This is a genomic window from Chitinophagales bacterium (assembly GCA_041392475.1).
Lineage (GTDB): Bacteria > Bacteroidota > Bacteroidia > Chitinophagales > UBA2359 > JAUHXA01.
The window spans coordinates 482097-508239 of the sequence record JAWKLZ010000003.1 but is presented as its reverse complement, the minus strand read 5'-3'; the positions used below and the strand labels follow the sequence as shown (position 1 = coordinate 508239).

Sequence of the window (26143 nt, the reverse complement as noted above, 5' to 3'; positions counted from 1 at the left end):
AATTCTTTACTTTGAAAAAGTTCCCATTATATAGACAGCTTGATTCCAGTGATGGAGGAATAACTTGTTTAAGAATGGTTGCTAAATATTATGGAAAAAAATACTCCCTCCGTTTTTTTAAAGAAAAATACTCTACTTCAAAAGCAATCACTTCGTTAAAAGACATAAGTATTTTAGCTGAAGATATTGGACTGAATACTATCATAACAGCCTGTACTTTTGAAAAACTAAAGAAAAGCATCATTTTACCTTGTATCGTAAAATGGAATAGGCATAGAACGGTAGTTGTTTATAAAATCACTAAAAAGAAAGTATATGTTGCTGATCCTTACTCTGGATATATCACTTATGATTTGAATGAGTTTGCGAAGAACTGGTTATCAACAATAACCAAAGGAGACCCTAAAGGTCTAATACTTCAATTAGAGACAACTCCTAAATTCGAAAATACAGCCCAGAGTCAAGAAGAACAAAAAAAAGTTCAATTTTTTCAACCCTATTTTTCAAAATATAAAAAATATTTTGTTCAATTACTTTTTGGTATACTAGGCGCAAGTCTTTTACAGTTAGTGAGTCCATTTCTTACACAATCTATTGTAGATATAGGGATTAAAACAAGCGACATAAACTTTATATATTTAATTGTGGTAGCGCAATTTATGATTATTTTAGGGAAAACAACTATTGATTTTATAAGAAATTGGATTGTTTTGCATATAAGTACAAGAATAAAAATATTCATTATATCTGATTTTTTGAAAAAACTAATAAAACTTCCTATTAGTTTCTTTGAAACAAAAAAAATGGGAGATTTGATGCAACGCATTAGTGATCAGAGGAGAATTGAAGCTTTTTATACTACATCAACACTAGATACTCTCTTCTCCCTAATAAATATATTTATTTTTGGAATAATATTATTAATTTACAATTCATATATTTTTTTTGTTTTTTTAATAGGAAGTATTTTGCATATCCTTTGGATTGTTTTATTTTTCAATAAACGAAAAGAATTAGACTTTAAAATATTCAGGCAATCAGCATCAAATCAAAATACACTTATCCAGATTTTCACAGGTATTCAAGAAATTAAACTTAACAACTATGGTCTTCAAAAACGTTGGGAATGGGAAAGCATTCAAGCAGAATTATTCAAAATTCACACAAAGATTTTGGCATTAGAACAATACCAGCAAATAGGTGTCGTAGTATTTAGTGAGTTAAAAAATATAATCATTATTTTGATTGCAGCTCAGAGTGTTGTTTTAGGTGAAATGACCTTAGGAATGATGATGGCTGTAATGTATATAACTGGACAATTAAATAGTCCAATTAGTCAAATTTCCAGTTTTCTAAAAAAAGCCCAAGATGCTCATCTAAGTATTGAAAGATTGATAGAAGTACATAGAAATGATGACGAAAATAAGGGTACATCTAGTTCTCATTTAGTTTCATTTAATGAAAATATTGAAATTAAAAATCTTTATTTTTCCTATGACATTAAAGAAAATTTTGTTTTAAAAAATGTTTCAATTACCATCCCAAATGAAAAAGTTACTGCTATAGTAGGGGCTAGCGGTAGCGGTAAAACAACACTTTTAAAATTACTTCTAAAGCTTTATCAACCTACAAAAGGCAGTATTAATATAGGGAACGTACACCTAACAAAAATAAATCATGATATATGGAGGCAAACATGTGGTGTCGTAATGCAGGATGGCTTCATTTTCTCCGATAGTATTGCTAAAAACATTGTTCTTGATGAAGAAGATATAAACAAGGAAATACTTATAAAAGCAGTGGAAATGGCAAACATTAGAGATTTTATTGAAACACTTCCCGAAAATTATAATACAAAAATTGGTAGAGATGGACGTTCCTTAAGCGGAGGGCAAAAACAAAGGATACTCATAGCAAGAGCTATTTACAAAAACCCTAATTTTTTATTCTTTGATGAAGCCACAAGTGCACTAGATGCAAGAAATGAACGAATTATCGTAGATAACCTAAATACCTTTTACAAAGGTAAAACTGTTCTTATTGTTGCACATAGATTAAGTACAGTTCAAAATGCAGATCAAATTATAGTTTTAGATAATGGTCAAATTGTAGAAACAGGTACTCATAATGAATTGATTTCCTTAAAAGGAGAGTATTATAGATTGGTCAGAAATCAATTAGCATTGGGATAACATGGAAAATAAAGAAATAGAACTATATAGTGAGGATATTAGAGAAATTCTAGGTTTAATTCCTAAATGGATTACACGATGGGGACTATCCCTTATATTTATAATTATTTTACTATTTATAGCTTTTAGTTATTTGATTGAATACCCCGATATTATTGAAGGAAATATAAAAATACATTTGTCCGAAGTTCCCCTCCCCCTTTCAGCTAATATAGATGGTTATATTGAAGATATCTATAAAGAGAACAATTCTTCAATAAGGCAAGGAGAGATTATAGCTGTTATTAATAGTGATACTAAATTAAAGCATTATTCATTGATAAAAGATGTATTGTCAAACTTATCATCTTCCAAAGATTATACTAAATGTATTTGTCCAAGCATAGATTCAATAGGTAAGTTACAAGTATTTTATGATAGATTTAGACAAAACATTTTAGAATATAAACAGTACCTTAAATTATCTGTCAATCAAAGTAAGGTAAATGATTTAAAAGAACAGATAAACACCATCGAAAGCGTAATAGAAAAGCTAAATGAACAAAAAAATATTCAAAAAGATAAACTACAACTTGCACAACAAAATAAAACACGGTTTTCGGAACTTCATCAAATAGGAAATATTTCCACACAAAAGTTAGAAGCAATCCAGAATGAATACCTAACTGTTTTATACAATATTAAACAAACTGAATCAAAAATAAATGAATACTTGTTAGAAGTAGAAAAACTGAAAGGCAATGTGAATCAGTCATCATTAAATGATGACATTCAATCATTTAACCTATTGAAAGGTATTAACCATAGTCTTACTATATTGAAAAGTGAAATACACTCATGGGAAAACAAGTATTTAATAAAATCCCCCATAAACGGAATATTATCTATACCTTCACATATAAACATATACACATACATAAAATCTGGAGAAGAAATTGCAACAGTGATTAACAATCAAAATCCGACATTAGTTGGTCAAATAACAGTACCTACCTATGGCATTGGAAAAGTAAAATTGGGACAAACAGTGGAAATTGTTATCGATGAATACCCCGTTCAAGATTTCGGAAAAGTTCAAGAACAAATTGAAGATATTGATTTGATTGCTCGAAAAAAACAATACTCAATACTTACTTCTATTCAATATCCAATTGTAACTTCTTATCATGATACTATACCTTTTACACCTAATATGCATGGTAAGGCTTCTATTATGACAGAAGATAAACGTTTAATAGAACGGATATTCAACCATCTTCAATTTTTAGTGAATAATAATTAATCAATTTAAACACATTTTCCTACCTTTATCCTACCACCAAATCCTCCAAAATTTTGCTATCAAAATTGAACTGTTAGTCTTGAACTCAGCAATCTGAAAAATGCCCCAAAAATTCCCATTCTACAAACAAACGATGCAATAAACTGCAGTCCTGCCTGCGAATGATTGCCAAATACTACGGCAAATACTATTCGCTGCAAACCTTAGCCCTTCAATTGAGCTTCAAATAAGCCCTTCAATACATTCTCCCCAAGGCTAAACCATACATTTCCCAACAGACTCCTTCTTTCTCCCAAAACACACATCTGTTTTAGCTAAAATTCATTTTTTAAGCAAAAAACTAAATAATTTAATAACAATACTGTTTAGTGTTACAACATTGAATTTTGGGTTGTTACTGCAATTGTAGGTTTTTGTTTGTTGAAGTTTTTTGGGGTAATTGATATGGTTTTTGAGTATATTTGTAATGATTTTGTCATTTTTTGATAAAAACGTTGTTTTTTAAGTAGTTGATACACAGTTTTTTTTTTTTGATAAATTTCTGTTATGTTTGAAGTGAGTTCAATAGAATGATTGTCGACAAGATTTTTTGAAGGACTTATTTTTTAATTAATTATTTGTAATAAAAAATAAGTTAATAATGAGAAAATATATTATAATATTTTTATTCCTACTTTATTTCCCTATTTCTTTGATTGCACAAATGGGAAGTAATGAAAATCCAACACATCTTTATATTTGTAAAGGAGAATGTGTTGAGTTATCAGTTAGTGAAGAATTATTAGAAGAACATGGTTGCGAAATATGCTACTCATGGAGACCAGCTGAGACTCTTGATGATGCCACGAATCCTAAGCCTATGCATGTCCAGAAGAAACTACAACTTATAACGTTATTGTAAGCTGTGGCGGAAATTCTATTAGCCATGAGGTAATAGTGCATGTAGATGAAGTATTTTTAGATTTAGAGGTCTATAAACCAGAAGTCATGACAGGGAACACTACTACCATGATAGAAGATTCTAAAGAAGAATCACAAGGAGCAATGACTTTTGAAAATTTAGACAATGATGATAAAGATAACTTATATGATGGTTTTAATGGCTGGACACTTGGTTGGCCCACAGATGAAGTAAATGGAGGAGATGATGAATTGGTGAAAATAATTGCAAAGGTGAAGCCTTTAAATATAGACCAAAGTAAAATAACATTAGAAGCCATTAAAGGGCATCTTAATATATCAATTTGGAAATCAAATGATAAGAGTGCAGGGCAATATAATTTAGGAGACCCTCTAACTTTCACTTCTACTGGAGAATGGCTAGCTGTAGAGTTATGGGTAGAAGGAACAAAACCCCACACAAAACAACAAGGAACTATTTTGAGCCTAAAGTATGAGAATGGTGGAGAAGGTGCTTGTGCGGAAGATAAGGTTGCTATTACAATTGTAGGCGTTGATGAGTTGAGGTGGAAAGGAAAGAAAAATGGTTTTTCAGCATTTACTCCTGGTGGACTCGTGAATATTAGCAATACTTTGGATGCAGATCCTGTTAACTATGTAGGAACAGGGGTTAATAATAATAGAGTTTTCGTAGGAGCAAGAAAAGACAACCCTACAATTCCAAGAAATAAAGTAGAATTGGAAGTAGAGTTAAGCGTTATCCCTATACATAGTCTAAGTATTTACTTGAGAAGTTTTGATATTGATGACCCATCAAGTGATCTTGGTTTTATTGATCCTAATGATGGAGGAATAACTACAACAGGTTACTATTCTGGCACAAATAATACGATTTCCTATACACCACACGAAGACAATAGAGGAGAAGTAAAGGGGCTAAAGGCGGGTTATATAGATAAACAAAATACACAAGGAATTGCGACTATGGTATTTGGAACAAGCAGCAAAATAGAAAAAATTGACTTTACCACCACACTTCATGCAGGGGATAGTTTTAGGGTTGTTGCCAATGGAGACAAGGATTTTCTAAACTCTTTGGAAAATTTGGATCAACTAGACCATTTTAAAATTGCAGACCCTAAAGTTTCTTATCCTTTAGCTCGTGCAGAAGTGCTATTGTCTGATAAATATACCTCTCCTATATTATGCGTTTGGCGGATTTTGCATATAGAACACGATGCGATGCAGGATTATTCTTGGGGAGGAACTATTGGACATAACTTTCAACGACAAGGCGTGTTTACAGATATAGAGGATTTAAACCCATCATCTTCATTTGTATTATCTTCTTCTGTGAAGCGTCTGTCTAAGCCAAAAGGTAAGTATAGTTCTTTGGTTAATGAAAATTTGGGTGGATCTTATTATGTGCCTTTTTTCTTGGATGAGTCTTTAAACCTAGCTTCAACATCTAATGGAAGATTTGAAAAAGGGGATTTAGAATTGGGATATCCTACTTCAATATCCTTTGGAGGAACAGATATTAGAGGTAACGGAGGAGACGGAAATAGCATTGGCAATATTTTTACTAATCAATTTATTGAGTTTTCTAGCTCAAAAAACATTGTGGGAAGTGGAATGAATTGTAATCTCACTACCGGTACGAAATATAAAGGAACAGTTAATAGCTTTTATAAAGATAAATTAACAGGGAAATTTCATTGGGATATTACTGTACCAAATGTTTCTGATTTAACAATATTTAATGGGGGGCAATTTAGTACAGGAGGAAGTATAAATATTGCAACTGCATCTACTAAGTCAATAGTGACAGATAAGTTATTGATATAGTTTACCTTAAAAGATGATGATAGTGGGCCAGGAACATTATTATTAAACCCAAGCCTTGATATTAGCGCATTACAAGATGTTTTTGAAGAAGCGTACATTTTTCCAATAGTTGATTTTATAAATACTTATAACCCTAACAATCAAATTGATTTTTTATCTAATTTTCCTGTTTCTACACATGGACTACCAGGTACAGGTTCTCCATACACTAATATTCACAATCAATTAGCTAAACATGTAAATAATTTTAATTCTATTATTGATTCTGCTCCTATGGAAAATGAAAATTTTTGGGCAGTCCACTGTTTTTCTACATGGCAAGATAGTTTTACGGCAGATGCTGACGCAGTTTCAGAAAGTGCTATATTAGGAATTGGAAATCCATTTGATAATGGAGGTATATTTCATCTACTAGTAGATAATACTACCATAACAAAAGGATTTAATACATCTTATCTATATGAAGAAACTACTAGAGATCGAAATGCCGCATCTACTATTACAAATGTTATTGCTTATAGAAATGCCCACGAAATTGGACATCAATTTGGATTGTCACATGGATTTTTTTTAGGCTCATATATACCTGAATATTATGGAGACATGGGAATAATGAATGAAGATCCTCTTTTTTGGACAAATCATTTTATTAATCGGCATATCAATTTAATTCGTTCTAGGCGCGAGAGTCCTGGACATTAGCAATGGGGTTTTTAATCATTTTTAAATAAAAAACAAAATGAAACATATAGGGATATTATTTTTTTTAATATATTCTTTTGCAAGAATAAATGCTCAAGAAAGTAAATGGTTGCAACTTGATTTAAACCTTGAAGGGAAGAATAAATATCGACCATCACTAGGTCAATCTTTTGGTTATTATGATCCAATTGGAATACAATTATCTGTTACCAATATATCTGTAGATAATTTAGATATTCAAAAACTTTTGGAGTCAAATTATTTAACCTTTGAAATACGAGATGCCGAATCAAATGAATGGGAAAAAATTTTCAATTATGATTATTCTTTGATAATGCGTAATAGGAGTAAACCTGAGAAGAATCTAAATAGGCCCAGTGTCTTTTACTCTAATGAAGTTCCTATACAGATATATGACTATTCAAAACCTGAAGATAAGTTAGCAATAGATTGGTTCAAAAAAGAAAGAACCTTACTGCCAAATTCAACATACGACCCTCAAAGTCGGTCTTTTAAAAAAATAGACTTTGAGGAAATTGCAAATGACGAAAATTATTTTAAGAATTTGAACGAAGATTTATTTAAGAAGAAAGAAAAATTCATTCAAGAAGTTCCCAATTCATATTACAGTGATTATTTTAAATGGGAAGTAGCTAAATACTACATATCTCTTTTTAGTGAAGCAACAGAAGATATTAAAGACGATGTCGATAGTGAGATATATCAGTATTTGGTAAAAGCAAAGAAAATAGCAGAAGATTTGTTAGAAAATACCAATGAAGATATTTATAGAGAAAAGGCAAAAAGCCTTCTCGGAGAAGTAGTATATTTCAAAGAATTACACAATAATCCTCTTTATCAAAAGAATAAAAAATCAGATGATGGGCACAAAGATTAACCTAAGATTTACTATAACCTCACTGTTACTTCTGAAAATGAAGATATTAGTGGTTTGTGCAAGCCTGGGCATTATTGTGTAGTTGTTACCAACAATGTAGGGTGTGAAACGACATTGTGTGCTGATATCTGTTATTGTTATCCTGATTTCCACGAACCCAATGAAGACCCTACTTTACAAGAAGGAATTTGTACTCAAAATAATGATGGCATACCACAAAGTTTTTCTATCAGTTATGATGCAAGTGATGCAACATCAGAAGATAGTAATGATGGTGCGATAGATTTGGACGTACAAGGAGGTTTGCCTGATTTGTATTATGAGTGGACAGGGCCCAATGATTTTATTGCTGCTGTAGAAGATATAGACAATCTGCCTCCTGGCGAATACTGTGTAAAGGTAACAGACGGATGTTTTACTAAGAATCAATGTATTACTATAGAAACTTGTGAAGGAAGTGACCTTACTATATCAGGAAGTGCTACAAAAACATGTGATGGTTATAGTTATGGCTCAATTCAAATTTCTATAAATGGGGGAACACCTCCATATAATATTAATTGGGACAATGGGACTACAAGCTCCACTCTTGATAATCTCTCAAAAGGAACTTATTGTGTGATTGTAAGAGATAATGGAAATTGTAATGTTGGAGAAAGGTGCTTCAAAGTAGAATTAATGGATTTTGAAACCTCACGAGAAGGTTGTACTACTAGTAAGTATTGTGGGAATAATTTTATATCTTCTACAACACTAGCGACTTACCAACAATATAATGCACAGGATTGTAGGTTTTTGGATACTTATTGTAGTGATGGTGTGCCAGCAGGTCTCCCTGTTTGGATTGGATCTGTTTTTGAAACCAATGGTGGGGCTTCTTGTATTGTAACAGAGCGATGTTATAATGGACAGTATTTTGATACTCATTATGGAACTACTTTTTCAGCAATTACTAGTGATTGTTTTTATGTAGAAGGGTGTAGTTTTGGAGAGTTAGGATCTTATCTTTATTATATAGAAGATAGACTTACTCTCTCTGGTGTAGAAGTTGGAATTTTTCCTGACTTATTCTGTAAAGTAGAAGTTATATGTAATGGTCAAGTAATAAATGATTTTTTGCTTGATGGTGCTTGTCCACCTTTAAGTTCATTAGGCAGACCTATTAAGTCTTTAAATAATATTCTCGCTAATGAAATTATAGAAAGAGAGTCAAGTGTTGAACTCAATAAGTTTTATACAACAGAAAACATTGACCCCATTATCAATATTAAAGACACTGAAGCAATACAAACGATTGTAGGAAATGAATTAAATGAATACTCCAATAGAGTTGCAGAAAAAATAAAGGATATGAATAAGTCTACAGAGGAAGTCTCAAATACTGAATATTTCGTTTATCCAAATCCTTTTAAAGATATTATTACCATTGACTTGTCAAAAACTCAAAAAGCTAAGAATAGTAATATTAAAGTTGTGTTAAGAAATATTCTTGGTGAAGAAGTATTTAAACAAAACTATTTGGATATAAGCACTCATATAAAACTAGTAGGAATGGCAAACTTACCAGATGGAGTTTACTTATTAGAAATTCAAAGTGAAGATAATTATAAAGAAATAATTAAGTTATTAAAGACAAATTTCTGAAACATAGCTAGATAATGAAAAGACACCCTAATAAACATTTCAATGCTTATTAGGGTGTTCCTTTTTATACGATAAGCTTTATTTGATATGAAATACAATTATCCCTAAAATCATATCTCCAAAAATTTCCCTACCTTTATCCTACTACCAAAACTCTCCCAAAAACTTTGGTATCAAAATTGAACAGTAAGGCTTGAACACTTGAACAGCGCAATCTAAAAAATGCCCCAAAAATTCCCATTCCATAAACAAGCGATGCAATGGACTGCGGTCCAACCTGTTTGCGGATGATTGCCAAACACTACGGCAAACACTATTCCCTGCAAACCCTTCGAGAAAAAAGCCACATAGACAGGGAAGGTGTATCGTTAATGGGCATCAGCGATGCAGCCGAAAACATTGGATTGCAGACCTTAGCCGTTCGATTGGACTTCAAATAAGACCTTCAACACATTCTCCCCAAGGCTAAACCATAGATTCCCAAACAAACTTCTTCCTTTTCTCAAAAAACACATACCTTTTAGCTGAAATTCATTTTTTAAGCAAAAAACTAAATAATTTAATAACAATACTATTTAGTGTTACAACATTGAATAATCGGTTGTTACTGCAATTGTAGGTTTTTGTTAATTGGAGGTTTTTGGGGTAATTGATATATTTTTCGAGTATATTTGTAATGATTTTGTCATTTTTTGATAAAAACGCTTCTTTTTTAAGTGACTGATATACAGTTTTTTTTTTTTGATGAATTTCTGTTATATTTGAAGCGAGTTCAATAGAATGATTGTCGACACCTATTTTGAAGAACTTATTTTTAACATTTATTAATTAACCTACCCTTTTTTGGAGGGTACAAAATTTTTTGAAAGATGAAGAAATTAGAAAGAAATGAAGATAACAGCAAACTTTTCAAACTTAAAGATGATGATATTAAAATTGAAAGTTTGTTGGATGAATCCAGTATGCTCAAAATAAAAGGAGGATTTGCAGGGCTTGCAGATCCAAATGTAACAGAAGTAGATCCAGAGGAATAATTTTTATTTTTTTGGAAAAACATGGTTTTTACTTTTTTTTAGTAAAAATCATGTTTTTTTTATTTTAAAACATCTTTTATTCGATTATAATCGAGCATTTTTTATACAAAAAAATATTCAACGTATTTTTCTTTATTAAAAATATGAAAATATTGTAATTATATATAAAACATACAAATAATGAATATAGAATATTTACTTGGCTCAATAGATAAAAAATCTTTTTTTAATGAATTTTATCAAAAAAAACATCTTTACATAAAGCGTAATGATAAAAGCTATTATGATAATATTTTAACATTAAAAGATATAGATGAATACCTATCAAAGAAAGATATTAGATATCCTAGTATAAGGGTTGTAAAAAATGGTTTAAAAATAGATAAATATAAGTATTTGAAAGATATTCCTTATGGGGATTCATGTTTTACAGAATTATTAGATAATGATAAGTTATATAAATTATATAAGGATGGTTCAACTATAGTTCTACAGTCTTTTCAAAGACATATAGAATCACTTAGACGTTTATCCTTAGAATTACATTCACAAATATTATGTGAATTTCAAGCAAACTTATACTTGACCCCAAAGTTATCCCAAGGTTTTGCAGCACATTATGACGCTCATGACGTACTAATATTACAAATACACGGAAAAAAAGAATGGTATTTATATGAAAGTCCAGAATTTTTACCTACAAAAAATCAGACATTTTTTTCAACTCCACATTGCCAGATAGATTGGGATAATATGAAGCCAACATTTCATAAAACTATAGAAGAGGGGGATTTATTGTATATACCAAGAGGGCTAGTCCATAAAGCAGTAACGACAGACACTACATCGTTACACATTACATTTGGAATGTTTCCTCAAAAGTGGCATAATTTATTAGCTTATATTGCTAATAGTATCACAGAATTTACTGACTTTCGAGAAGCTTTACCTATTTATAATAAAACATATCAAAGTGATTATATACTAAATGAACTCAAAAATAAGTTTGATAAAGTTATAGATAGTTCAAAAATGAAAGAATTTGTAGTCGATTATATTGATAAGTATACCATACAAAAAAGAATGACAAGTGATTTAAATCGGTTGTTAGATTTTGAAAAACTTGAACAAGTTTGTGAAAATTCAGTTATACAACGAAGAAAGGAAATAATTTTTAGAATAGAAAAAGATAGTCAATCACATTTGATTTTTTATGATAAAAAAGTTACTTTACCTATTTTCATGAATGAAGCAATTGCATATGTTGCAAAAAATGAAAAATTCAAAATAAGAGACTTGCCAAACAACATAGATATAGAAAGTAAAATATTATTTACAAAAAAACTTATAGAAGAAGGTTTTTTAACAATTTCTTATGAATAAAGACCAAAATTACTGGCGAATTGAACTTGCTAAATATTTATTTAAAAGAATAGATACATTAGACTGTATTAGTACTGTTTTTATAGGAGGTTCTGTTTGTAGGGGCTATGCCGATGAATACTCTGATTTAGAAATCTGTTTTGTATGGAAAAAACAAATTGAAGAACAGGATATAATTCTTATAAATAAAACATTCAATGTTGTTAGCTTTGATAGACGCTACAAAAAAAATAGCTTCATACAAATTGAGGACAGTGTTTATCTCAATGATTTTCAAATAGACATATACCATATATACATAGGCGAAATAAATAAAATAATTGATGATGTTTTGTACAGTTATGATATAAATCTTGAGAAAATGAATTACTTGAATGTACTTAAAAATTCAATTCCTTTATATGGGTATGAAATTAATAGTGAATGGAAGCAAAAAATAAATCAATATCCAGCTAAACTTGCCGAATTAATAATAAGCACGCACATAAAAAACTTTTTTCGTGCAGATGGAAGACTCTTTATTTATAGAGAAGATTGGGCAATTTTTTACAATTTGATTGCAGGTTATCAAAAATTGATTTTTTTAGTTTTAACAGGAATAAATCACATATACTTTCCTTTATTTAAGAATATGAATAAGACTATTGAAAGAATGGATATTAAACCTGAAAACACAATAGCCCTGTATAAAAATATCTATACATTTTCACCTGTTGAAATATGGAATAATATAGTCGATTTAAAAATTAATACTCTTAAATTAGTTGAAACATATTATCCAAATATTTCAACATCTCAAATTTACAAACAAAAGTCTTATATGAGAAGAAAACATGCTCACCCTCCAGTTGTGCTAATTTAAATCTCCAAGAATACAGATTATTCGCATTTTTTCATTAAAATACTTGCACGATTTGAGTTATGAAATAGTTAAATAAAAGGGCAGATGTTCCCAAAGAATCCCAAACAAATTCCTTACATGGCACTTAAAAAACGGAAGTTTTGGAAACTTCCGTTTTCTGTTTATATCCCAAAAATTCCCTGCCTTTATCCTACCACCAAATCATCCAAAATTTTGGTATCAAAATTGAGTACTCAGCCTTGAACACAGCAATCTAAAAAATGCCCCAAAAATTCCCATTCTATAAACAACTCCATGCAATGGACTGCGAATGATTGCCAAATACTACGGCAATCACTATTCGCTGCAAACCTTAGCCCTTCGATTGGACTTCAAATAAGCTCCTCAATACATTCTCTCCAACACTAAACCATAGATTCCCAAACAGCCCCCTTCCTTTTATCAAAAAACACATACCTTTTAGCTGAAATTCATTTTTTAAGCAAAAAACTAAATAATTTAATAACAATACTATTTAGTGTTACAACATTGAATAATCGGTTGTTACTGCAATTGTAGGTTTTTGTTAATTGGAGGTTTTTGGGGTAATTGATATGATTTTGGAGTATATTTGTAATGATTTTGTCATTTTTTGATAAAAACGCTGTTTTTTTAAGTAGCTGATACACAGTGTTTTTTTTGATAAATTTTTGTTATATTTGAAGCGAGTTCAAAAGAATGATTGCTAATATTTTTTTGAACAATTTTTTAACCTTTTAAAATTATGTTTTATGGAATCTTTAACATTAAAAAAGTTTCAAGATTTTGAGATAGAAAAAATTAAATTAACAAAAATTGTTGGAGGCGAATGCACTGGTGGAGGTTTCACTTGCATTGCAAGAGATCAAGATACAGCTATATGGTTTACTTGGGGGAGAGATGATGGTACAGCTACGTATGAGGAAGACTATGAAAAAACTAATTGGGAACAGGTTTAAGTATGAAAACTAAATCGCTTTATAAAAACTCAATCAGCAAACTTGTTTTTTTGCTTATATATACGAACTTATTAATTAGAAACATTTCAAAAAAAATAACCAATAATAAGTTTAACTTATTATTGATTATTTTTTTTAGTGAAACAGCTTGTGATAGAATGCCTATAAGAAACTATTCTACTTATTATAACTTTATTCACATAGCAGAAAATGAAATATTATTAAAAAAATATGAATCATCTCTTAGTAATTATAAAGAAGCATTTAAGTCTGTTGAAACCCCTTTTGCAATTGACTACTATAATGCTGCTATTTGTGCAATCCATACCAATAGTATTGATTTATCCTATAAATACATGGATAAATTAGTTCAGAAGGGCTGCAATATTAACTTTTTCAATCAAAAAGTATTTGATACTTTACGAAAAAATAGCAAAGGGTGGCAACAATTTAAGTCGAATTATAATAGAAACAAACATATTTTTGAACAAAAAATAAACTTAGAATTACGAGAGCAAGTAATTAATTTGGTTAAGAGAGATCAGCAACAATACTGCAAACCTAATCGAGCACTTCACATAGACAGTATTCACTATGTAAATGAAGTTGTTAAAAATGAATTTAACGAATTGATACAACAAAAAGGATTTCCAAGTGAGCACCTAATAGGATTGGAAATTATAAATGATACTATAATTAGTACCTCTATGACTCATGTTCTTTTATTACATCAATACCAAGATGGAGATTTTGAAATGAATAAAGATTTGAGACAGTATATATTAGATGGTAAAATTAGAAATAGGGAAGCTGCAGCAATATATGAATTTTTTGATGAGAGAGCATTTGGAACTCAAGTTTTACAAGAGTGGGATAATATTTTATATGAGCGAACTTGTTCTTCTCAAGAAAAAGATAGGATTGATTTTAATCGAGAATATTTCCTAATGGAAAGTTACGAATCATATAAAAAAAAGGTTTATTATCAATATGTGAGTGGTAATTCGCTCCAGTTTGATTTTGGTTTTTATTGGGCAAAAATGAAAGCTGACAATAGTCCGCCCAAAGATATTTTACAGTATCTAACTGAGAATAACTTTTATATTGAAGTAAAAAATTGTGATAAATAAATTATGATTATTATACTTAGTTCAAGTTATGACCAAACTACAAATGAAGTAATTGATTGGCTTAACTTCATAAATGTTAATTATTTGCGAATAAACAAGGAAGATAATATTTTAAAAATAAAAATTGTACTCAATAATGAAGAAGTTGATTTTGAAATAGTGTTTGAAGGATACTCTAACCCTTTATAGAAACACGAGGTTATTTTTTTAACCTCGTGTTTTTTATACATTATTTAAAATAAATTATCATGCTAAAGCAAAAAATCAAATTTAAAAATTCATAGTTTTATGTCAAATGAAGATATAAAAAAATGGAAACTATTAAGGGAAGAAAGGAACAACTTATAAGTCACGAAATGGAATCAGTGATTGATAGTTGTTATTTCTAAAATCCTTATCAAAACACATAGCTAAAGAAATTTAACCTCGGGTCTTAATCACTAAAATTTTAATTTAAAATTGAAATTAAATTCAAATATATTCATTATATCTAAAATATATGGGTATGTAAAATATTTTTATCCTTCTTCGAAAGTACAAGATGTATGTTGGCACAAAATTCTCATTTATGCTTTAGATAAATATTCTGAAGTCAATGATACTGATGCTTTGATAAAGTCAATTTTGGAGTTTTTCTCTCCTGTAGCTCCGCTTATGTTAATTAAAAAAAATGAACATTTATCTAAATATTCCAACACAAAAAAAATAAATAGTTTAACACCTATATACTGGCAACATAAAGGTGTACAATCATGCATTCGTAAAGAATTGTATAGGAGTCTATTGATAGAAAATTTGAATCCGAATGATTTTTCTTTGAACTTGAGTTATCCTTTTCGAAATATTGAGAAGGCAAAAAGAATTAAGATTTCATTAAAAATAATGAACATCGATATTCAAGAGGGAATGCTGAATGTTAATTGCTATATATATCAAGGAATAAACAAAAAAGAGCTTCATAAAAAAAATATAGTTTTAAATAAAGAAAATAGTCAAACACTAACAAATATAGAATCTAAAATTTACTTAAAAGAGTATTATCCTCATCTATTTTTTGAAATTAGTATTAGAGGAGCTGTAAGTATTGTTATTGAAAACATTAATCTTTATTATTTGCAAGATAAAAGTAATGTTTGGGAAGAAGTCACACGGGTAAGTACAGATTTTAAAGAAATGGAAAGCGGCAATTCTCCTGCCGTTTGGCTGCTTTCAGGTGATTATAATAGCTATACATATGGATTTAGGACAACGCCAAAAGATTCAAATGTCTTCCTCATTGAATTCAATAATTATTTGCAGTTATTTGAGAATACCTTAATATCTAATAGGCATTTCACTTCTAAACTTACTGATGAGTTGGCAATTACATTCCCTTTATTAGTAGAAAATAATGAACTGGAAAATGAAATAGAATTCAAAAAATTCAAAACTAAAATAGATAGAGTAGAAATCTCAAAGACAATAGAAAACGAAATAAATCAAATCGCAAGTATCATCATTCTATGGAATATTTTGCAACATTTTTTTCCTTATCGGGAGGTCATGAACAAGTGGAACAAACACTTAAAAAAATATATAAATATATTATTAGGAAAAAAGTATAACAGTGATGAATTTTATTTTTTATTAAGATCTTTTATTGGTGTTTTAGAGGATGGTCATAGTTATGTCGTTTACCCTAATAAACCTAAAATAGGTAAGAAATTACCTATTCAAGTTGGAAAAATAGAGGAAGATGTAATAGTATTGGCTTCAAAAGATAATAGCCCTTTTAAAAAAGGAGATAAGATATTAAAAATGGAAGAAGAAGACATTAATATATATGTAGAGAATAATTATAGAAACTATACCTTTGGAAGAAAAGAAAGGAGGATAAATGAATTTTTGAAGTATAACTTTAGTATGGGGGAAAAAGATAGTCTTGTAAAAGTGCTTATAGAGCGTGAAAACCGCCAAATAAATATTACCACTTATAGAAGTATGAGTGTAATGGAGGGAGTTCACCTTACAGAATGGAATTATGATTCAATTGCACTCTTAGAAAATAATATTTATTATGTCAATTTGACAAAAGTCTATATGGAAGATATTACCAAAAAAATTGATGATTTGGTTAATGCTAGAGGTGTCGTTTTTGATTTAAGAGGGTATCCTAAAGACAACTTTTCAAAACTATTAAGGCACTTATTACATAAAAAGGATACTGTGGATTGGATGCATATTCCTTGCATCAGTAACCCTAATTTTCAAAATGTGCAATTTGAAAAGTCAGGATGGAAACTATTGCCCTGTGCTCCAACTTTTAAAAATAAAATAGTGTTTTTATCAAATAGCAGAGCTATTAGTGCTGCTGAGTCTGTATTAGGTATTGTCAAACACTATAAATTGGGAACAATAATAGGTACTAATACTGCGGGAACTAATGGCAATGTTAATTGCATTGATTTAATTAATTCTATCCAAGTTTATTTCACTGGAATGAAAGTAACAGATTTGGAAGGGGATTCTTACTATAGAATTGGTATTCAACCTGATTTATATATAGAGCGAAGTATTGAAGGAGTATTGAGAGGGGAAGACGAATATTTGATGGCAGCTATTGAATTTATTAGTGTCTGAACGGAATCTTGCAAGGAGTTCACAATCAAACTATTGGATGCAAAAAATCATTTGAACTTTTTTGGATTTTCAAGAATACCAATAAATTCCTAATGAATTAGGAACAAGTTATTACAAGAATATAGAATCTTCGTGAAATATAGGCAAAAAGTTCGCTTGTTTAAACAATTAGTTATGTTTTGATAGTCAAATGATTGAGAGTTTCCGTTCAGGCACTACCTACTTCAATCGAAAAATCAGCATCGACACCGAAGGAAACATCAAAAACTGCCCATCCTTAGACCGTTCCTTTGGCAATATCAAAAATACTACTCTACAAGAAGCCATCGACAAACCAGGATTCAAAGACCTTTGGTTTGTCCGAAAAGACGATACCCGAATTTGCCGAGATTGTGAATTTCGCTATATGTGTGTAGATTCCAGAGAACCACTTTGGGACGAAGAAAAACAAGAATGGTACCACAAGATAGCCTGCCCTTATGACCCTTATACTGCAACTTGGGCAGATATGCCTAAAGAAGCAACTGTTATGTAAGAGAAAACGGAAGTTTCCAAAACTTCCGTTTTCTGTTTATATCCCAAAAATTCCCTACCTTTATCCTACCACCAAATCCCCCCAAAAAACTTTGGTATCAAAATTGAACAGTAAGGCTTGAATACAGCAACTATCAATCTAAAAAATGCCCCAAAAATTCCCATTCTACAAACAACTCGATGCAATGGACTGCGGTCCAACCTGCCTACGGATGATAGCCAAATACTACGGCAAACACTATTCACTGCAAACACTGCGAGAAAAAAGCCACATAGATAGGGAAGGGGTGTCCTTGATGGGCATCAGCGATGCAGCCGAAAATATTGGATTGCAGACCTTAGCCGTTCGATTGAGCTTCAAACAATTGAAGGAAGAAGTACCACTTCCTTGCATTGCTCACTGGAAGCAGTTGCACTTTGTGGTCGTTTATAAAATCAAGGGCGACACCGTTTATGTAGCCGACCCCGCTTTTGGGCTGGTTCAATATAGCAAAGAAGAATTTTTGAAGGGTTGGATTTCGACCAAAGACAGCGCAAATGCTCAAGAACTTTTACCCACACTCCAAGAGTACTTCGACCAAAAAGGCATCAAATTCCCAATGAACAAAGAAAAATTGGGAAAACACCTCGACCATTTTTTCAGCAACTACAATTTTGACAACACTTCTTCCGATGCAGGGATATTGATGTTGTTGGACACAACACCCGAATTTTTCAAGGCAGATGACGAAAAAATTGACAAACAGAGTTTTGGCTTCCTATTTCGCTATCTCGGCAAATACAAAGCCTATATTCTGCAATTGGTTTTGGGGCTTTTGTTGGGGAGTTTGCTGCAATTGGTATTCCCGTTTTTGACACAGGCAGTTGTCGACATCGGTATCAACAATCAAGACATCAACTTTGTCTATCTCATCCTCATAGCCCAATTGATGCTTTTTGGAGGACGGACAGCCGTTGAGTTCATTCGCTCATGGATATTGCTGCACATCAGCACCCGCATCAACATTTCGCTGATTTCGGACTTCTTGATTAAGCTGATGAAACTCCCGATAGGTTTTTTCGATACCAAAATGATTGGCGACCTTTTGCAGCGCATCAATGACCACAAGCGCATCGAAAATTTTCTGACCAATTCTTCCCTCAACACACTTTTTTCGATGATTAACCTGATTGTCTTTGGAGTCGTTTTGGCGATTTACAACTGGGTCATTTTTGCCGTATTCTTGGGCGGCAGCATTTTGCACATTGCTTGGGTAGCCTTCTTTTTGAAAAAAAGACGGGAGTTGGATTTCAAGCGTTTCGACCAATTGGCAGCCAATCAAAGCAGCTTAATTCAGTTGGTGACGGGAATGCAGGAAATCAAATTGAACAACTACGAAAAGCAAAAACGATGGGAGTGGGAAAAAATACAAGCGGCTTTGTTTCAGGTGAATGTAAGCAGTTTGAAGTTGGAGCAGTACCAACAGATTGGGGCTTTGGTCTTCAATGAGGTCAAGAATATTCTGATTACCTTCATTGCAGCCGCAGCCGTTATTGCAGGAGACATGACCTTGGGGATGATGATGGCAGTTTCGTACATCATTGGTCAGTTGAATGCACCGATTGCCCAATTGATTCAGTTTTTGCAGTTGGGTCAAGATGCCAAAATCAGTTTGGAGCGTTTGGGCGAAATTCACAACCAAAAAGACGAAGAAGACGACGAAAACAAAGGCATTACGATTCTTCCCGAAAAAGGCGATTTGAACCTCGAAAACCTATCCTTTCAATACGGTGGACCTCAATCCGAAATGGTTTTGAAGGACATCAACCTGCAAATTCCCGAAAAGAAAATCACTGCAATTGTCGGCACAAGCGGCAGCGGCAAAACGACTTTGGTTAAATTATTGTTGAAGTTTTACGACACGACCAAAGGAAAAATTCGATTGGGCGACATTGGTTTGAACAACATCGAAAACCGTGTGTGGCGGGACAAATGTGGGGCGGTGATGCAAGATGGTTTCATCTTTTCGGACAGCATCGCCCGCAACATTGCAGTAAGTGACGAAATCATTGACAAACGCAAGTTATTGAAGGCTGTAAAAGCGGCTAATATCCAGCAGTTTATTGAAGGTTTGCCTTTGGGCTACAATACCAAAATTGGACAAGAAGGAGTAGGTTTGAGTGGCGGTCAAAAACAGCGCATTTTGATTGCCCGAGCGATTTACAAAAATCCCGACTACATTTTCTTCGATGAGGCGACAAGTGCTTTGGATGCGAAAAATGAGCGCATCATCATGGAGAATTTGGAGGAGTTTTACAAGGGCAGAACGGTGGTGATTGTGGCACACCGATTGAGTACCGTACAGAATGCCGACCAAATTGTGGTTTTGGAGGCGGGTGAATTGGTGGAGTTGGGAACGCATGAGGAACTGGTGGCGAAACGGGGAAATTATTATACGCTGGTAAAGAATCAGTTGGAGTTGGGAAATTGAAACAGGAATTGGGGTTTCGGAGGAATTTTTCTTGTATGGAGTGAAACTTTGACAACGGTTGCAAAACCTTGTCAACAGTTGAACGGAGGATGGGAACAGGAATTGGGGGGGGCGTAGGAATCTATACCTCAACTGTTGCCAAAATTGGAAATTGTTGGCAAAGTTTTCTTAAAACCATCACATTCAGTTCAATGTTAACCCCTAAAACACAAAAAATATGTCAGCAGTAAAATTAAAGGAACAATACATAAGCATTGAAGAATATTTGGCTTTTGAAGAAAAATCAGAAGCAAAGCACGAATATGAGAATGGACAAATTTTTGCCATGTCAGGAGGAACGCCTAATCACGCTTTTATAGGAAGCAGTACCGTTTCTGCCCTACGCAATGCTTTGAAAGCAAAAGGAAGCAAATGTAGAGTTTCGGGAAGTGAACTAAAAATACACATCGAAAAATACAATTCGTTTGTCTATCCCGATGCAATGGTGATTTGTGGAGAATTGGAGATGAAAGGCAAAGATGCAATCAAAAACCCTTTGTTGATTATAGAAGTTTTATCAGAAAGCACTGCATCTTACGATAGAGGAAAGAAATTCAAAAAGTACATTTCGCTGCCTTCTTTTGTGGAATATGTATTAATCGAACAAGACCAACCTGTGGTTCATGCCTATCACCGCAAAACCGAACAAGGAACAGGGCGAAAGGATTGGACGATGCGATTTGCTTATGGATTGGAGGAAAAAATTTATTTGGAGTCCATTGATTGTGAAATAGCTTTGGCAGATATTTACGAATATGTGGATTTTCCAGAAGGGCAAGGGATTCAAGGGGAGTTGTTTAATGGTTGAATTGTTGCATGGCTATAGTACATTAACACCCCAAAACACCAACACATCAAAACATCAACACCCCAAAACATTAACAAAAAAAAGTGAGTACAGAAGCACAAGAACTGAACCGCATACAAATTCGCAGCGACGAAGTACAAGCCATATTGAGCTACATCCCACGATGGATCATTCGATGGGGCATCACCGTCATTTTTGTGGTAGTAGCGATGTTATTTGGTATGGCAGCTTATGTCCAATACCCTGACATTGTGTATGGTCGAGCAGCTTTGACCACTCAATCCCCACCTACTGCCGTCATTGCCCGCACCAATGGCAAATTGACCAACCTAAAGATTGAAGATGGCGACGAAGTACAGAAAGACGAGGTCTTAGCGGTGATAGACAATCCCACGACTTATGAGGCTTTTTTGAAGCTGCAAAAACAGGTCAATGCTTGGGAAAAACTCAAGGTAACAGCTTTCAGTACTGCTTCAAAACCATCCATCAAAGGGTTAGGAAATCTGCAAACTACGTATTCTCAATTGTTGAAGGGCATCAGTGACTACCAAGATTGGGCGCAGCTCAAAACCAATAAGAAAAGGAAAGAAGCGATTGAAGAAGAAATTGAAAATTACAAAAAACTTCGAGATGATATGAATCGTCAATACCAATTGATTCAAGAGGACATTGCGCTTATCAAAAAAAACATGGATCGCTATGAAACGCTGGCAGACAGCGGTGATGTCTCGAAAATGGAAGCAGAAGCAGAGCGCAGTCGTTGGCTACAACAAAAGCGAATGGCAGAAAACATCAAAATGCAGCAACAGCAATACAATTCCCAAATCGCTTCGCTCGAAACCCAAATCGTCACTTATTCTTCTGATAGCGACCTCCGCAAACTGCAATTGGAATCCAATATCACCACCACACTCAATAGCCTAAAAGGTGAGCTTGAAGCATGGGAAGTCACCTTTATCGTGAAAGCCCCCGTGAGTGGAAAAGCCTCTGTACCACCTACTTCAAAGGAACAAAAAACGGTTCAATCAGGAGAAGAAATCCTCACCATCGTTCCCAAAAATGCAGGCAAAATTTTCGCTTTGGTGCATTTGGAAGCCATGGGATTGGGCAAAGTCGAAACCGACCAAGATGTGAACATCAAACTCGATGGCTACCCACACAGTAAGTTTGGTCTATTGAAGGGCAAAATTGCTACCATTGACCCCATTCCTCGTGACAATATGTACCGCACCGAAATCGAATTGTCAAAAGGATTGATTACCACCTTCAATGATACACTTGTTTTTAAACAAGATATGACAGGAACTGCCGAAATCATCACCAAAGACGCTACGGTGATGGAGCGGATTTTGGAGCAGTTTATTGAATTGACGCAGTAGATTCATTTCCATAAGTTTATCTCTACAGATTACAGAAGTTCCAAAAACTTCTGTAATCTCAGCTCTCTAATCTTATTCATACTGCACCCGATGAAACATATAATCCTCACTGATAACTATGGCATTTTCATCAAACCATTTGAAAAATTCATCAAATGCAGCCTCATTCGCTTCAAAATAAGTCTTGAACTCTTCGGGAGCACCCATTGCGAATAACCAATAATTGTAGGGTTCAAAATAACCCTCGTCCATCAGTTTTTTGTGCCAAGTAAACAGGATGTTCGTGTAGTCTTTGTGGTGTTCTTTTTCGTACCAATTGTTGATAAAACTAGTTCGATATTGATTCAATTTTTTGATAGTCAGCCCAGTAGTATCACTTTCAATACTGTCGGTAAGCGACGGCAATCCCACACTAACAGACATAATAGCACCGTATGTCAAGGGAAAAGGAAGTTTCATGTTTTCTACACTGCCCATCAAACTTTCAACAGTCATATTGATTTTCTGGACAAAACTGACAGACATAGAAGTATCTGAGGTAATGTTAATAGATTCATCATAAGCATTGAACAAATCTTCACTAAAGCTAAAAGAACGGTCAGAAATAGGCTCTAAATTTCGGAACAATTCGCCATACATCACCGCCCAAAGCCGTTCTGGGGTTTTGGCATATATTTGAGCCGTTCGGTAGTAGTTAGGGGCATACGAAGGATCAACTGCAATGCCTCGTTCCCAATATGTCAATGCTGCATCATAATCGTTTTGAAGTAGTTGCATCATACCCATTTCAACATGCAGCATCCCGCTTTTGGGAAAAATCTTCAATCCTTCTTCGTAGGTTTCGATGGCCTTTTTCGGTTGTCCGTTGTAATCATAATTGTTGCCGAGAAACTGAAAGTATTGACCAACTCTATCTTTGGCTTTGATGAGTTGTTTCCCAATTTTTATTGCTCCCTTATAGTCCTTTTGTATGGCGTGGGCATAGCCAATTTCGTAGAGGTAAGCACTGTTTTCAGGATCCAACTCAAGACATTTTTCCAACATCTCAATGGACTTTTCAATTTGACCTTCATCCATGATTTTGATGGCCTCCATACCCAATTCTCGTGCTTTTTCTTTGTCAGCAGCACTCTGGGCAAAAATGAAAGAAGAGGTGGAAAATAAAACAACAAATAAGCAAAAGTTTTTCATAAAGGAGTATTTATAAGGCTTAAAAATTTATTATGCACATTGTCTGCAATATAAATTATTTTATCTAAACTGCAAAATTTATAAGTAGCATCAACTGTGTAGATAACAGAAGTTTTGAAAATTCTGGCATCTCAACTCTTAGTTCCCTAATTTTCGTATCCCCTTCCAAAAAATCTTCCAATCCATACTTGTATGGTAATCCCTGGCGTACAACCAATTCAGGCGGTTTCGAGTAGCTTCATTGTAGGAATATGCTGGTAACAAATCGGTAGGATTCAGCACACCATTTTTGATTTTTGGAAGGCGTTTTTGGCTTTTATGCACCAACACAGGTGCATAAGCCACCCAAGAAAGGCGATTTATCAACACCCTCCACCAGTTTATCCACAGCCCTTTGCGGTTTTCCACCAAAAACAAAAACACAGGAAAACCTACCAAAACAATGATACACAACAAAATATCCAACATTCGCTTGTTGCGGCGGTAGCGGTTTTGGTGCATAAGTAGCGAAGCATCCACTGTGTATAAGTCACCCGCCGTATTTTTTGAATTGCTGCCGATGATGCTATTGCTATTAGAAGGTACAATTTTGAAGTCTTTTTCTTGTCCAAAATCCACCATCCATAGCATGATTTGTTTGGCTGAAATGCTTTTGCTGCAAAAGATAATTTCTTCAATGCCATAAATTTGCACCATTTCCTTCAATGCATCAATAGAAGATAAAAAAGGTAATTTTTCTTCAATTTGTGCCTCATCTCCTCTCCTTTTCCCTTCAATACCCACATAGCCCATCACTTCAATAGCTGCACCCACTTGCTGCAAAATTGCCTTCACCCGTTTGGCTTCTTCAAAATCTCCCACAATAACCGCCCGTTTTTCGACGGTTTCGCCCAAACGAAAATCACCCTTTCGCAAAAAATGAACCGCCAAGCGCCAACCAACCGTCGTAAAAGCCGCCCAAGCCGTTCCCAACAAAATCATCCCCCTCGAAAAACGCATTTCTTCAGGCAAAAATCCATACAAAGCTGCAATCAAAACACTGCCCACCAACACACCCCGCACAATCTTTGAAGGCTGCGTAGGTTTGTCATAACCTCCACTGAAAAAAATCGCTGCCAACCAAATAACAATATAAATCGGCACATTCACCAGCATATATTCCAATGGATAAGGATTCAAATGTATCCTTGTTTGCCAAAAATACTTCACCCAATACATTCCTCCATACATCACCACTGCATCTGCAATCGGTACGATGGCACGTCCCAAAAAATTTTGAAGCAAAGTCAAAGCAGCATGTAGATAAATCGCCACTTTGATACCTGCAATATATAGCCATGCCTTTTGAGATTTGAAATGTTTTTGGGCAAAAATAATCATGGCATTGTAAAACACCCGCACATAATTGAGGCTGCCTTTCTTGGTGCTTTCTCCTTTGTAATGAATGATTTGTGTATATGGAAAAAAGTAGTTCTTATAGCCCGCCTGCAATATGCGCCACGACAAATCAATGTCTTCGCCATACATAAAAAACGTCTCGTCCAACAAACCCACCTCGTCCAACACCGTTTTCCGCATCAACATAAACGCCCCCGCCAATACCTCCACTTCTTGTGTTTCGGTTGGGTCCAAATGCCCCAAATAGTACCAATTGAAGGTTTGGGATTTGGAAAACAGTTTGGACAGACCAAACATTTTGCAGAACGCAACACTCGGACTCGGCAAGCCTCGCTTCGATTCGGGCAAAAATTCTCCTTTCCCGTCAATCATTTTTACCCCCAAACCACCCGCATCTGCATGAGCATCCATAAATTCAATCACCTGCTCAAAGGTATCTTCCGCCACCACGGTATCAGGATTCAACAACAATATGTATTCACCTTTCGCCAATCGAATCGCTTGATTGTTGGCCATCGAAAAGCCCGTATTTTTTTGATTCGCAATTAGATGTACTTCGGGAAATTGGTTTCGGACGAGTTCTACGGAGTTGTCTTTGGAGTGATTGTCCACCACAAAAACCTCTGCCTCCCACGACTTTCCTTCAATCGCTGCTCGCACAGATAGCAATGCCTGTTCCAAAAAATAGGCAACATTGTAGCTAACGATGATGATGGAGAGTTTCATGAAACAGATTGGTGAAATGTATGATTAATTGGAACAAATTTAAGCAATTCGTTTCAGCATTTTTCACTTGAATATAGGAAAGACAAAATGTGAAAAAGTAACCCGTTTTCCTTCAAGGAAATGAAT

General features: G+C 33.5%; 20 protein-coding genes. 18 read left to right on the top strand and 2 right to left on the bottom strand.

The annotated features are described in order from the left end of the window. Positions 1-11: 11 nt before the first annotated feature. The 18 genes from R3E32_25045 to R3E32_24960 all read left to right on the top strand — a co-directional run bounded on the left by R3E32_25045 (position 12) and on the right by R3E32_24960 (position 22702). Complete coding sequence (locus R3E32_25045) at positions 12-2192, top strand: peptidase domain-containing ABC transporter (GenBank protein ID MEZ4888020.1); 2181 nt, start codon at positions 12-14, stop codon at positions 2190-2192. A 1-nt stretch (position 2193) separates the two neighbouring features. Then, entirely contained in the window at positions 2194-3474 is a 1281-nt protein-coding gene (locus tag R3E32_25040; GenBank protein ID MEZ4888019.1) for a hypothetical protein, read from the top strand. A gap of 640 nt (positions 3475-4114) precedes the next feature. Next, complete coding sequence (locus R3E32_25035; GenBank protein MEZ4888018.1) at positions 4115-4375, top strand: hypothetical protein; 261 nt, start codon at positions 4115-4117, stop codon at positions 4373-4375. An 86-nt stretch (positions 4376-4461) separates the two neighbouring features. After that, a complete protein-coding gene (locus R3E32_25030; GenBank protein ID MEZ4888017.1) occupies positions 4462-6222 on the top strand; it encodes a hypothetical protein in 1761 nt (586 codons plus the stop codon). Positions 6223-6495: 273 nt separating this feature from the next. Beyond that, positions 6496-6924 carry a hypothetical protein gene (locus R3E32_25025; protein ID MEZ4888016.1) on the top strand — a complete coding sequence of 143 codons (429 nt, stop codon included), beginning with the start codon at positions 6496-6498 and terminating at the stop codon, positions 6922-6924. A 37-nt stretch (positions 6925-6961) separates the two neighbouring features. Then, positions 6962-7822, top strand: a complete 861-nt coding sequence (locus tag R3E32_25020) for a hypothetical protein (protein MEZ4888015.1) — start codon at positions 6962-6964, stop codon at positions 7820-7822. A 54-nt stretch (positions 7823-7876) separates the two neighbouring features. Further along, positions 7877-9466, top strand: coding sequence for a T9SS type A sorting domain-containing protein (locus R3E32_25015; protein ID MEZ4888014.1), 1590 nt, complete (start codon positions 7877-7879; stop codon positions 9464-9466). Positions 9467-9726: 260 nt separating this feature from the next. Continuing rightward, a complete protein-coding gene (locus R3E32_25010) occupies positions 9727-9906 on the top strand; it encodes a cysteine peptidase family C39 domain-containing protein (protein MEZ4888013.1) in 180 nt (59 codons plus the stop codon). A 429-nt stretch (positions 9907-10335) separates the two neighbouring features. After that, the gene (locus R3E32_25005) at positions 10336-10500 is read left to right on the top strand and encodes a hypothetical protein (protein ID MEZ4888012.1); all 165 of its coding nucleotides are present in this window, start codon (positions 10336-10338) and stop codon (positions 10498-10500) included. A gap of 180 nt (positions 10501-10680) precedes the next feature. Then, a complete protein-coding gene (locus tag R3E32_25000; GenBank protein MEZ4888011.1) occupies positions 10681-11883 on the top strand; it encodes a cupin domain-containing protein in 1203 nt (400 codons plus the stop codon). Continuing rightward, positions 11876-12745, top strand: coding sequence for a hypothetical protein (locus R3E32_24995; protein ID MEZ4888010.1), 870 nt, complete (start codon positions 11876-11878; stop codon positions 12743-12745). Before R3E32_25000 ends, R3E32_24995 begins: the two co-directional genes overlap by 8 nt. Before the next feature lie 770 nt (positions 12746-13515). Continuing rightward, positions 13516-13722, top strand: a complete 207-nt coding sequence (locus R3E32_24990) for a hypothetical protein (GenBank protein MEZ4888009.1) — start codon at positions 13516-13518, stop codon at positions 13720-13722. Continuing rightward, positions 13707-14852 (top strand): hypothetical protein, encoded by a 1146-nt coding sequence (locus R3E32_24985; GenBank protein MEZ4888008.1) that lies wholly within the window; start codon positions 13707-13709, stop codon positions 14850-14852. The genes R3E32_24990 and R3E32_24985 overlap by 16 nt, the downstream gene beginning before the upstream one ends. Before the next feature lie 459 nt (positions 14853-15311). Further along, complete coding sequence (locus R3E32_24980) at positions 15312-17471, top strand: S41 family peptidase (protein ID MEZ4888007.1); 2160 nt, start codon at positions 15312-15314, stop codon at positions 17469-17471. 190 nt (positions 17472-17661) lie between these two features. Continuing rightward, positions 17662-18006, top strand: coding sequence for an SPASM domain-containing protein (locus R3E32_24975; protein MEZ4888006.1), 345 nt, complete (start codon positions 17662-17664; stop codon positions 18004-18006). Between the two features lie 145 nt (positions 18007-18151). Continuing rightward, entirely contained in the window at positions 18152-20476 is a 2325-nt protein-coding gene (locus R3E32_24970; GenBank protein MEZ4888005.1) for a peptidase domain-containing ABC transporter, read from the top strand. A gap of 217 nt (positions 20477-20693) precedes the next feature. Further along, complete coding sequence (locus R3E32_24965; GenBank protein ID MEZ4888004.1) at positions 20694-21323, top strand: Uma2 family endonuclease; 630 nt, start codon at positions 20694-20696, stop codon at positions 21321-21323. A gap of 83 nt (positions 21324-21406) precedes the next feature. Then, the gene (locus R3E32_24960; protein ID MEZ4888003.1) at positions 21407-22702 is read left to right on the top strand and encodes an HlyD family efflux transporter periplasmic adaptor subunit; all 1296 of its coding nucleotides are present in this window, start codon (positions 21407-21409) and stop codon (positions 22700-22702) included. A gap of 72 nt (positions 22703-22774) precedes the next feature. Here the strand turns inward: R3E32_24960 and R3E32_24955 are convergent, their stop codons facing one another. Both R3E32_24955 and R3E32_24950 read right to left on the bottom strand, forming a co-directional pair. Further along, the gene (locus R3E32_24955; GenBank protein ID MEZ4888002.1) at positions 22775-23893 is read right to left on the bottom strand and encodes a tetratricopeptide repeat protein; all 1119 of its coding nucleotides are present in this window, start codon (positions 23891-23893) and stop codon (positions 22775-22777) included. Positions 23894-24031: 138 nt separating this feature from the next. After that, on the bottom strand, positions 24032-26017 hold the full coding sequence (locus tag R3E32_24950) for a glycosyltransferase (GenBank protein ID MEZ4888001.1): 1986 nt from the start codon (positions 26015-26017) through the stop codon (positions 24032-24034). Between the last annotated feature and the right edge of the window lie 126 nt (positions 26018-26143).

Bases quoted from the DNA above. Each gene is read 5' to 3' on its own strand.
- R3E32_25040 (MEZ4888019.1), top strand. From the start codon at position 2,194: ATGGAAAATAAAGAAATAGAACTATATAGTGAGGATATTAGAGAAATT.
- R3E32_25035 (MEZ4888018.1), top strand. From the start codon at position 4,115: ATGAGAAAATATATTATAATATTTTTATTCCTACTTTATTTCCCTATT.
- R3E32_25030 (MEZ4888017.1), top strand. From the start codon at position 4,462: ATGACAGGGAACACTACTACCATGATAGAAGATTCTAAAGAAGAATCA.
- R3E32_25025 (MEZ4888016.1), top strand. From the start codon at position 6,496: ATGGAAAATGAAAATTTTTGGGCAGTCCACTGTTTTTCTACATGGCAA.
- R3E32_25020 (MEZ4888015.1), top strand. From the start codon at position 6,962: ATGAAACATATAGGGATATTATTTTTTTTAATATATTCTTTTGCAAGA.
- R3E32_25010 (MEZ4888013.1), top strand. From the start codon at position 9,727: ATGGACTGCGGTCCAACCTGTTTGCGGATGATTGCCAAACACTACGGC.
- R3E32_25005 (MEZ4888012.1), top strand. From the start codon at position 10,336: ATGAAGAAATTAGAAAGAAATGAAGATAACAGCAAACTTTTCAAACTT.
- R3E32_25000 (MEZ4888011.1), top strand. From the start codon at position 10,681: ATGAATATAGAATATTTACTTGGCTCAATAGATAAAAAATCTTTTTTT.
- R3E32_24995 (MEZ4888010.1), top strand. From the start codon at position 11,876: ATGAATAAAGACCAAAATTACTGGCGAATTGAACTTGCTAAATATTTA.
- R3E32_24990 (MEZ4888009.1), top strand. From the start codon at position 13,516: ATGGAATCTTTAACATTAAAAAAGTTTCAAGATTTTGAGATAGAAAAA.
- R3E32_24975 (MEZ4888006.1), top strand. From the start codon at position 17,662: ATGATTGAGAGTTTCCGTTCAGGCACTACCTACTTCAATCGAAAAATC.
- R3E32_24970 (MEZ4888005.1), top strand. From the start codon at position 18,152: ATGCCCCAAAAATTCCCATTCTACAAACAACTCGATGCAATGGACTGC.
- R3E32_24965 (MEZ4888004.1), top strand. From the start codon at position 20,694: ATGTCAGCAGTAAAATTAAAGGAACAATACATAAGCATTGAAGAATAT.
- R3E32_24955 (MEZ4888002.1), bottom strand. From the start codon at position 23,893: ATGAAAAACTTTTGCTTATTTGTTGTTTTATTTTCCACCTCTTCTTTC.
- R3E32_24950 (MEZ4888001.1), bottom strand. From the start codon at position 26,017: ATGAAACTCTCCATCATCATCGTTAGCTACAATGTTGCCTATTTTTTG.